Origin of the sequence: Pseudomonas sp. ERMR1:02 (assembly GCF_002277815.1) — a bacterium.
GTDB lineage: Bacteria > Pseudomonadota > Gammaproteobacteria > Pseudomonadales > Pseudomonadaceae > Aquipseudomonas.
Window position 1 is genome coordinate 20722 of sequence record NZ_NKJI01000037.1, and the last position, 9794, is coordinate 30515.

Genomic DNA, 9794 nt, shown 5'->3' on the forward strand with positions numbered 1-9794 from the left:
AACGTCTGATGGAGGGCGTAATTTAACGGGTGGGCGACTGGCGGACACAGACCCCTGTAGGAGCGAGCCTGCTCGCGATGGTCGACAACGATAACGCTGGGTATCTGATGCCCCGCGGCGTTCTTGAGACCATCGCGAGCAGGCTCGCTCCTACAGGGGGTGGTGTGTGGGATTAGAGATCGCGTACTACGCGAAAGCCCATCCAGTCGCCACGTTCCTGCGGGTACTGGCTATTGCGGTTGCCGGAGCGAGAGAACACCGGTGCTTCGCCCCAGTCGTTGCCGCGAATGCGCACGGCTTCGCAGTTGGGTTCGAGCCAGGCACTGCCATCGGTGGGGGCGCCGATGTAGTTGGGGTGTTCGCAATCTTCGACCCATTCGTAAACGTTGCCGTGCATGTCGTACATGCCGAAGGCGTTCGGCGGGTAGCTGCCCACCGGCGAGCTGTAACTGTAGCCGTCCGCCGGGCCGTAGGTGTTGGCGTGTTTGGCGATGCTGTATTCCTTGCCTTCGTCGAACGGGAAGGGGAACGGGCCTTTGCTGCCGCCACGGGCGGCGTATTCGCGTTGGGCCTCGCTGACCATGTGGTACTTGTGCCCGGTCTTCTTCGACAGCCAGGCGACGTAGTTTTTCACGTCGTCGAAGTTCATGCACACCCCCGGTTGGCGCGGGCTCTGCGGGTAACGCGGCTTGCTGGCGACACACTCGCGACCCGGTCGGGTATCGCCGTTGGCGATGACCACGCCGCTCTCTTTCACATAGCTGTCCCATTCGCCGGCAGTGACCTGGAAGCGACTCATGGCGAACGGCTTGGCGAAGGTCACGTCATGCATCGGCCCTTCATCGGGCTCGCGACCGACTTCGTCGTCCGGGGTGCCCATGCTGAAGGTGCCGGCGGGCAGCACGAGCATTTCCGGGCAGCCCCGGCAGTCCTTGAACACCTTGCCGGGGGGCGGAGTGGCGGCTTGTGCCGCTGCACATAGCAGTGCGGCTGCGAGAGCGGACAAGGCGAGAGTTAGCGGATTACGGGTCATGAGTCATCTCGATTGAAAAAACGAACCCTGTAGGAGCGAGCCTGCTCGCGATGGACGCCAACGAAAACGCGGGGTACCTGGCTTTCCGCGGTGTTCTGGCGTTCATCGCGAGCAGGCTCGCTCCTACAGATGGCAGCGGCGTTATGCGGTTTTGTTGAGCAGGGCCATGAAGCGGTCGATTTCGTTTTCGCTGTTGAGCAGGCCGGGGGCGATGCGCACTACCGGGCCGGCGTCGCGCTCCACCGCGTCGCAGACCACGCGGTTGTGCATCAACCCGCTGGCGACCTTTTCGCAGTCCTGTTCCTTGACCCGGAAGAACGTGAAACCGGCGGATAGCTCAGAACTCTGCGGCGTGACCAGTTCGATCCGCGACTGTTCCAGCAAACGATTCTTGGCGTAGGTATTGAGCGCATGGATGCGCGCCTGAACCTCGGCCTTGCCCAGATCCAGGTGCAGCTTGAACGCTTCGTCCGCCGCCCAGCGATGTTCGAAACTGTGATAGCCGCCGGGGGTCATGATGGTCGAGAAGGTGGTGGCTTCGGAGAAGGTCGGAATAATCGGCGTGACGTCCTTGACCTCGGCCGAGCGCGCGCAAATGATCCCGGTGCCACGGGGGCCGAACATCCATTTGTGGGTGCCGGCGATGAAAAAGTCGCAGTGCATGTCGGGAAACTCGAGGTCCTCGACGCCGAAACCGTGCACCCCGTCGACCACATAAAGGATGCGTTCCTTCTCGTCGCGCTGGCGGTTCAACTCTTCGACCAGCTTGCCGATTTCGCCGATCGGCAGTTTCACGCCGCTGCCCGATTGCACCCAGGTCAAGCCCAGCACGCGGGTTTCAGGACGGATGCCTTTGCTGATCGAGTCCAGCACTTCGTCCACGGAAATCTCGCGGCTGTTCTCGAACAGCTTGAGTTTGCGCACCTGGGTGCCTTGGCGTTGCTGGCGGTATTCCAGGGTGTAGTGGGTCGAGTAGTGCTCGTGCTCGCTGACCAGGATTTCCTGATCCGGGCGCACATGAATGCCGCCATAAATCATCGCCAGACCTTCGGTGGTGCTGCCGGTGAGGGCGATCTGCTCAGGATTGGCATTGAGATAACGACCGGCCCAGACCCGCACGTTGTGCTCGCGTTTTTCGGTTTCCTGCAGATCCCAGTCCATGGCGCGGCCGGGGTTGCGGTCGATGTTGGCGCGGTGCATGTCGATGGCGTTGCGCACCGGCGTGGGATGCGAGGTCACCAGGAAGTTGGCGAAGTGCAGGTAGTCCGGATCCTGATTGAACAGCAGCCGCAACTGCGGCCACTTGCCTTTTGGCAAGGGTTGCGGCTGCTGTTGCAGATTACCGGCCAGCGCCGGCAGGCTCACGCCGGCGGCGAGAATGCCGGCCTGCTTGAGGAAAGAACGACGGTTGGTCATGGCTTCGGTTCGCTTGTGCAAAGAGGAGGTCAGTTTTTTGCCACAGGTCTGGACGACTGCTGCACCTGGTCCCAGACGCGCAGGAAATTGCCGCCCCAGAGCTTGGCGATGTCGGCTTCGCTGTAGCCGCGGCTGATCAGTTCGGCGGTCACGTTGCGCGCTTCGCTGACGTCCTTCCAGCCATCGAGGCCGCCGCCATCGTTGAAGTCGGAACTGATGCCGACGTGGTCGATGCCGATTTTCTTCACCGCATAATCGATCGCGTCGCCATAGTCCTTGAGGGTGGCCTTGGGTTCTTCGTCGACGATGGCGTAGAGCTGGCTGGCGTACTCGCCGAAACGCTGTTCGGACCAGACGGTGATCACCGGATCACCCGGCATCAGCGCCATCTCCAGCCCTTGCAGCGGTTGCAGATCGAAGCGCGCGCGCAGGGCGTTGAGCTTGTTCTGGGTCGCCTGGCTCAGCGGGCGGATATAGGTCGGGAAACCGACAATCTGCACCACGCCGTCGCTGTTCTTGATCAGCTGCATTTCGTTGTCGCTGAGGTTGCGTGGGATATCCACCAGCCCACGCGGTGCCGAGTGCGACGCCACCATCGGCGTACGGCTCAGTTGGGCGACTTGCTCCAGGGCCTTGGTCGACATCTGCGACACGTCGATGATCACGCCCAGGTCGTTGAGGCGGTGCACTGCCTGTTTACCAATTTCCGAGAGTCCACCGAGGGCGTCCCGGGAGTCGTTGAAAAACGGCAACGGCCGCGACGAGTCGGCCCAGGCGTTGTTGCCCACATAACTGAAGCCGAACATGCGCATGCCCCGAGCCGCCCATTTATCCAGGGCGTTGAGGTCGTTACCCAGCGGGTAGGCGTTGAGCATGCTCATGAAAATCGCGAACTTGCCTTCGCCGTGCAGGCGGCGGAAGTCGTCGGGGGTATAGGCGATGGCGACCTGATGGGGGAAATCGCGAACCATCGTGCTGATGATTTTGTAGCGGGTTTCCTGCTCGAAGCGCGCTTCTTCGACGAAGCCGGCGGTGGGGCGGTGCGGCGCGTTTTCACCGTTCCAGATTTCCGGCCAGCCGAAAATCGTCAGGGCTGCGCCGGACAGGCGTCCGCGTCCGGTCTTGACCAGGTCGAACTGGCCGCTGCCGTCCTTGTCGGCTTCATTGCCAGCGGTGCCGAAGTCCATGGGCACGGTGATGTGGCTGTCGAACGAGAGCAGGCGTTCTTGCAGCTCATCGGCCTGTTTCATCACCTTGACCGGGTAGCCGGGGTTGTCCTTGAGCCAGTAATCCCAGGCCGCGAAGCCTGCACCGGCGCTGATCGCCAGGGCCAGCGGCAGGCCGATGAAAAGAGCCTTTTTCGAGCGTGGTTTTGTCATTGCCGTCTCAGTCAGTTCGCCGCAAGGGGGGCTATCTGGGAGGAACGAGCCGGAGGGGGAGGAATTTAGTGTTTGTGCCGGCCTCTTCGCTGGCAAGCCAGCTCCTACAGAGATCGTGTGAGCACTGGAGATCCCTGTAGGAGCTGGCTTGCCAGCGAAGCTTTTAAATTTGTCGGCGCAACAAACGTTCTAGCTTGGATAAAGCCTGCTTCATGGCTGACACAGGTAGGGCAATGACGATTTCTCGACGATGGTTCATGGCAGGCCTGGCGCTGACCAGCGCTGCCGTGCCCGCGGTTTTTTATGGGCATCGCCAATGGACGAAGCCGGATCCGACGATCACCCCCGGCGAAGCGTCGTTCGATGTCGCGGATGTCGCCGGCCAGCGCTTGGCGGATACCTTGCGCGGGGTCTGGCAGATCCGCTTCGAGGGTCGTGATGCAGGGCTTGAAGGCTTGCCGCAGGACGACCTGGAAGTGTTTCTCGACATCGGCCACAAAGGTCGTGGCCTGATCGGTTTTCTCGACACGGCCGAGCGTTTGCGTGCAAGCGTTGCGCCACGTTACCGCGTGCTCGGTGATCTGGCCGGCGCCAAACCGGCGCAGTTGAGCTGGCGATTGCTCAACGCCAACGGCACCCCCGATTACGAATTCAGCATGGCACTGGACGAAGTCTGGGCCGGCTTCGGCAACGCCGGCAGCGGCTCGTTGAGCGGGCGGGTGTTGAATCTGGATCGTCCGTTGATGATGACCGCCCAGGACAATCGCTTCATTGCCGTCAAACGAGTCTTCCCTGAAGCCCGCGAGCGAACCGGGCTGAATGCGCCGCTGCTGGCCTGGCTGACGTCCGCCGAGCATCGGTTATTTCATCAGCTCTGGCATGCGTCCCGGGACAAATGGCACACCTTGCCCGAAGACAAACGCAGCGCCTTGCGCGGTATCGGCTGGCAACCTGGGCCGCGGGACAAGGAACGTGATGCCCGTGGCGCGCGCAAGGATCGTAACGGCTCGGGCGTGGACTTTTTCTTCATGCACCGGCACATGCTCGGCACGGCGCGCTCGATGCAGGACTTACCGTCGTGGACGCAATTCCCGCTACCGCAACCGGAGCTGGCCCGGGACCGCATCGGCTTCGCCCATTATTTCGACAACCATGACGGCACCGCACTGCCGCCCACGTGGCTGGCCGACGATGATGTCGAGTACTCGAAATGGGTGGCCGACATCAAGACCGCCGAGACGTACCACAGCAATTTCCAGGTCTGGGAATCGCAGTACCGCGACCCGCGTTACTTGTCGAAGTTGACCCTGGGTCAGTTCGGCTCAGAGGTGGAACTGGGCCTGCACGACTGGCTGCACATGCGCTGGGCCTCGGTGCCGCGTGATCCGTCCAACGGCCACCCGGTACCGTTCGCCCGCGACCCGGCGGACTTTTCCGCGCGTTGGTTCGCGGCGGAAAACGACTTCCTCGGCGATCCGTTTTCGTCCCATGTGAACCCGGTGTTCTGGCACTTCCACGGCTGGATCGACGATCGTCTGGAAGACTGGTTCCGCGCCCATGAGCGCTTTCATCCGGGGGAGGTCAGTCGGCTGCAAGTCAATGGCGTGCCGTGGTTTGCGCCGGGGCGTTGGGTCGAGGTCGACGACCCATGGCTGGGGCCGGACACCCATGGTTGCAGTACCACACCGGGGCTGCAGGCGGGCAGGTCGGTGGAGATGGATCCGGAGACCATGAAACTGGCGCTGCGAATTACCTTTGGCGAGGATGAAAAGACGTTGAAGGATTTGTTCCGCAAGGTGCCGCAACGGCCTTGGTACGCGCGGCATTTGAAAGCCAAACAGGGTCAGGTTTAATTACCGCGTTATCGTTCATCGCGAGCAGGCTCACTCCTACAATTGACCGAATTTCTTCAGGAAGAACGTGGTCAATTGTAGGAGTGAGCCTGCTCGCGATAGCAATCTTTCATGCGCCGCCTTTACAGAGCTTGCCACCCACCCCCAAGCGCCTTGTACAACGCAACACTCGCCTGCAACCGCGCCAAGCGCAGTTGCACATTCAAATCCTGCGCCGCATACAGCGTGCGCTGCGTTTCCAGTACGGTCAGCAAATCCTCGGCACCTGCCTGATAGCGGCTTTGCGCAATGTCGAACGCGGTTTGCGCCTGACGCAATTCCTCACCTTGCCACTGCCGCTGTTCGTCAAGTCCACGAATGCTGTTCAGCGCTTTTTCCACGTCGGCGAAACCGTTGATAATCGCGCCGCGATAGGCTTCCAGCAGTTCTTCCTGACGGGCCGTGGCGTTGTCGCGCTCGGCACCCAGGCGTCCATTGTTGAACACCGGTGCGAGCAATCCAGCGGTGAGGTTGTAGAAGGGGCTGCGCATAATGTCGCCAGCGCGGTCGGCACCGGAGCCGATTTGCGCGCTGATGGTCACGGTCGGCAACATGGCGGCGCGGGCGACGTTGACGTCGGCCTGGGCGGCGGCCAGTTGCGCTTCGGCGCGGGCAATGTCCGGGCGCCGGCTGAGCAGTTGGCTGGGCACACCGGCGTCGATGGCGGGCCATGACAGTTGATCGAAGCGTTCCTGGCCAAGGGACAGCTCTTGCACCGGACGACCCAGCAGGGCGGCGAGACTGATCTGCGCGTCCCTGGCCTGCTGCTGCACCTGCGGCAATTGCCGTTGTTGCGCCGCCACCAGGCTTTTCTGCTGGGCCAGCTCCAGGGCTGTCGCGGAGCCTGCGTCGAAGCGGGTTTGCACCAGTTTCAACACGTTCTGCGCATTCGCCAGATTCAGCTCGGCAATGCGGCTCTGCTCCTGCAGTGACAAAGTTTGCGCATACCCGTTGGCCACGCCACTGAGCAATGTCAGTTCCACGGTCGCCTGATCGAACTCACTGGCCTGCAAAGCGTACTGCGCACTGTCGCGGGAGGCGCGTTGACCGCCCCAGAAATCGATTTCGTAACTGGCCGTGAGGTTGGCGGTGAAGTAGTCGACCGCGTTGTTATCGCTGTCGGCATCCAGTTGGCTATAGCCATTGCCGCGCAGCAACTTCTGCCGGTTGGCGTTCAACCCGGCCTTGACCTCCGGCAACTGCGAGCCACCGGCGACCACCGTTTCGGCCTGTGCCTGCCTTACTCGGGCAATGGCAGCGGCCAGATCGTAACTGCCGACTCGGGCCTCTTCGACCAGGCGCTCCAGTTGCGGACTGCCAAATCGATTCCACCATTGCAGGTTGCTGCCGGTGGCGCTTTCGTCTTGGGTTGATTGCCAGGAGGAGGGCGGCGCAATGCCGCTGTCCGGGCGTTGGGCAGGGCTGGCGCAGGCACTGAGCAACAGGCACAGGGTCAGCAGACTGAGTGGCGGCTTCATGTAGGGATTATTCACTGGTAAGGGCCGTGACCGGATCGAGTCGGGCAGCTTTGCGGGCCGGCATGAAGCCGAAGACAACACCGGTAACCAGTGCGCAGCCGAAGGCGCCCAGCATTGCTATCAGGGAGAACGCGACAGCCACTTCGCTGAGGACCAGCACACCGCCGACGATCAGCGCCAGGGCGATCCCGGCCAACCCGCCGACCACCGAGAGCATCACCGCTTCGGTGAGGAACTGGCGCAGGATGTCCCGTTGCCGGGCGCCTGTGGCCATGCGGATGCCGATCTCGCGGGTCCGTTCACGCACCGTCATGAGCATGATGTTCATCACGCCGATGCCGCCCACCAGCAGCGAAATCGCCGCAATCGAGCCGAGCATCAGCGACAGGGTATTTTGCGTGCGCGCTTGGGCCTGGATCATCGCCGCGTTGTTGGTCAGCTCGAAATCCTTCTTCCCATTGTGCAGGCGCAGCATCAGTTGTTCGATGGCGTGCTCGGTCTCCTTGACCTTGCGCGCATCGGCGGCGGCAATCGCGATGTATTCGGGGTTGTGGGTGCCGAATAACCTGACGCTGGCGGCGGAGTAGGGGATGGCGATGCGGTCGTCGCTGTCGGAGTCACCCGAGCTGGCGCCTTTTTCGGCCAGAACCCCCACCACCTGGAACGGCACGTTTTCGATCAGGATGTATTGGCCGATGGGGTTGGCCACGTCCTTGAGCAACTTGGTGCGGACCTTGTGCCCGATCACCGCCACCGCCGCCGCGTTTCGCTCGTCAGCCTCGGTGAAGTAGCTGCCTTCGACCACCGGCCAGTTGAAGATCGCCGGGAAATTGGTGTCGTTACCGCCGACGTAGCTCAAATGGTCGAGGTTGCCGAACCGTACCCCGGCTTCCTGGCCGTTGACCGGCATGATCCGCATTACTTGCGGCAGGCTCGCCACGGCCCTGACCTCGTCCAGGGTGATGATGCCCAACGGCGTTCGCGGGTTCGGCGCCGAGCCGCTGAGGTAAATGATGTTGGAGCCGAACGCGCCCATCTGCGCCATGACCTGGCGCTTGCTGCCTTCGCCGACGGCCAGCATCACCACCACCGAAGCCACACCGATGATGATCCCGAGCAGGGTCAGCGCAGTGCGAAACTTGTTGATCCACATCACCCGCCACGCCGCTTGCACCGCGTCGACCAGTTCGCCTTTCCAGGCACCGGTGGCTTGCGCGCCTTCGCTCAGGCGCTTACGCAGATCCACCGCTTGCAAGGCGCCGGGGTTGGCCGAGTGTTGCGCGGCAGGGTTGTCCATGGCGCTGTCGCTGATGATCAGGCCATCGCGAATTTCGATGATTCGCTTGGCCCGTGCCGCCACTTCGCGGTCGTGGGTGATGAGGATCACCACATGGCCCTGGCCCGCCAGTTCATCGAGCAGCGCCATGACTTCCTTGCCGCTGTGACTGTCGAGGGCACCGGTGGGTTCGTCGGCGAGGATGATGTGGCCGCCGTTCATCAAGGCGCGGGCGATGGACACGCGCTGTTGCTGACCGCCGGAAAGCTGATGCGGACGGTTGCCGGTGCGCGTCGCCAGACCGAGACGGTCGAGCAGGGCTGCGGCGCGGGCGTGGCGTTCGGCGGCGGGTAAGCCTGCATAGATCGCCGGCATCTCGACGTTTTCCTGGGCCGAGCCGGACGGAATCAGGTGGTAACCCTGGAACACGAATCCGAAGGCTTCGCGGCGCAACCAGGCCAGTTCATCACTGTCGAGGGCGGCGACGTTTTCCCCGGCGAAGCGGTACTCGCCCGAGGTCGGGCGGTCGAGGCAACCGAGGATGTTCATCAGCGTCGACTTGCCGGAACCGGAGGCGCCGACAATCGCCACGAACTCCCCGGCATGGATCGACAGGTCGATACGCGCAACACGTGAACTTCAGGGGCGTCGCCACCACCGTAAGCTTTGCGGATGTTCGAAAGGTCGATCAGGGGCGTCTGCATTCAGCCGCCACTCCCGTCGGCCGGGCCGATCAGCAGGTGATCGCCTTCGCGCAAGCCATCGAGAATCTGCACCCGCAGACGATCGCTGATGCCGGTGCGCACATTGCGTTGTTCGATGCTGCCGTTTTTGGCGACCACTTGTGCGATTTGGCTATCGGCGTGCGTGCCAGTCTGTAGGGCGGCGATCGGGGCGGTCAGTACGTCTTTCGCTTGGTCAGCGACGAAAAATACTTGAGTGGTCATTTCCGCCATCAGCGCATTGTCGGCGTTGTCGACGTCCAGCAATACGGTGTAGAGCACCACCCGGGCGCTGCCGCTTTTGCTCGAACTGGCGGGGCTGCCGCCGCCCTGGCTGGTCTGGTCGAGGGGCTTGGGCGGCACCGGCAGAATCTGCCGCACGCTGCTTTTCCAGCGCCGGGTGCCGCCGCTGAGGGTGGTGAACCAGGCGTTCATGCCGGGTTTGACGTGGCCGATGTCAGCTTCGGAGACTTCGGCCCAGACGGTCATCGGTGACAGTTTGGCGATGCGCAGGATCAGCGGGGTCTGCTGCTGGGCGTTGAGGGTCTGGCCGACCCGGGCGTCGAGTGCGACGACGGTGCCGGACATCGGCGCGTAA

General features: G+C 62.6%; 6 protein-coding genes and 1 pseudogene. 1 reads left to right on the top strand and 6 read right to left on the bottom strand.

Annotation, left to right across the window (positions count from 1 at the left end):
* Positions 1-172: 172 nt before the first annotated feature.
* The 3 genes from CES87_RS31320 to pvdM all read right to left on the bottom strand — a co-directional run bounded on the left by CES87_RS31320 (position 173) and on the right by pvdM (position 3828).
* Positions 173-1033: a formylglycine-generating enzyme family protein gene (locus tag CES87_RS31320; protein ID WP_128609270.1), complete on the bottom strand. Its 861-nt coding sequence runs from the start codon at positions 1031-1033 to the stop codon at positions 173-175.
* Between the two features lie 141 nt (positions 1034-1174).
* Positions 1175-2449, bottom strand: coding sequence for an aminotransferase class V-fold PLP-dependent enzyme (locus tag CES87_RS31325; protein WP_128609272.1), 1275 nt, complete (start codon positions 2447-2449; stop codon positions 1175-1177).
* A gap of 29 nt (positions 2450-2478) precedes the next feature.
* The gene (pvdM, locus tag CES87_RS31330) at positions 2479-3828 is read right to left on the bottom strand and encodes a pyoverdine-tailoring dipeptidase-like protein PvdM (protein ID WP_128609273.1); all 1350 of its coding nucleotides are present in this window, start codon (positions 3826-3828) and stop codon (positions 2479-2481) included.
* Positions 3829-4061: 233 nt separating this feature from the next.
* On the opposite strand from pvdM, the gene CES87_RS31335 reads away from it, so the two are divergent.
* Positions 4062-5681, top strand: coding sequence for a PvdJ/PvdD/PvdP-like protein (locus CES87_RS31335; RefSeq protein ID WP_128609275.1), 1620 nt, complete (start codon positions 4062-4064; stop codon positions 5679-5681).
* Between the two features lie 122 nt (positions 5682-5803).
* On the opposite strand, the gene CES87_RS31340 is transcribed toward CES87_RS31335, so the two are convergent.
* The 3 genes and pseudogenes from CES87_RS31340 to CES87_RS31350 all read right to left on the bottom strand — a co-directional run.
* Positions 5804-7198, bottom strand: a complete 1395-nt coding sequence (locus tag CES87_RS31340) for an efflux transporter outer membrane subunit (RefSeq protein ID WP_128609277.1) — start codon at positions 7196-7198, stop codon at positions 5804-5806.
* Between the two features lie 7 nt (positions 7199-7205).
* Positions 7206-9178 (bottom strand): annotated as a pseudogene (locus CES87_RS31345) (MacB family efflux pump subunit).
* Positions 9179-9794, bottom strand: a 616-nt coding sequence (locus CES87_RS31350; RefSeq protein WP_128609280.1) for an efflux RND transporter periplasmic adaptor subunit, incomplete at its 5' end; no start/stop codon positions are given.

What these genes read in the sequence shown, in the direction of transcription:
- CES87_RS31325 (WP_128609272.1), bottom strand. Translation starts at nt 2,449, where the DNA reads ATGACCAACCGTCGTTCTTTCCTCAAGCAGGCCGGCATTCTCGCCGCC.
- pvdM (WP_128609273.1), bottom strand. Translation starts at nt 3,828, where the DNA reads ATGACAAAACCACGCTCGAAAAAGGCTCTTTTCATCGGCCTGCCGCTG.
- CES87_RS31335 (WP_128609275.1), top strand. Translation starts at nt 4,062, where the DNA reads ATGACGATTTCTCGACGATGGTTCATGGCAGGCCTGGCGCTGACCAGC.
- CES87_RS31340 (WP_128609277.1), bottom strand. Translation starts at nt 7,198, where the DNA reads ATGAAGCCGCCACTCAGTCTGCTGACCCTGTGCCTGTTGCTCAGTGCC.
- CES87_RS31320 (WP_128609270.1), bottom strand. Translation starts at nt 1,033, where the DNA reads ATGACCCGTAATCCGCTAACTCTCGCCTTGTCCGCTCTCGCAGCCGCA.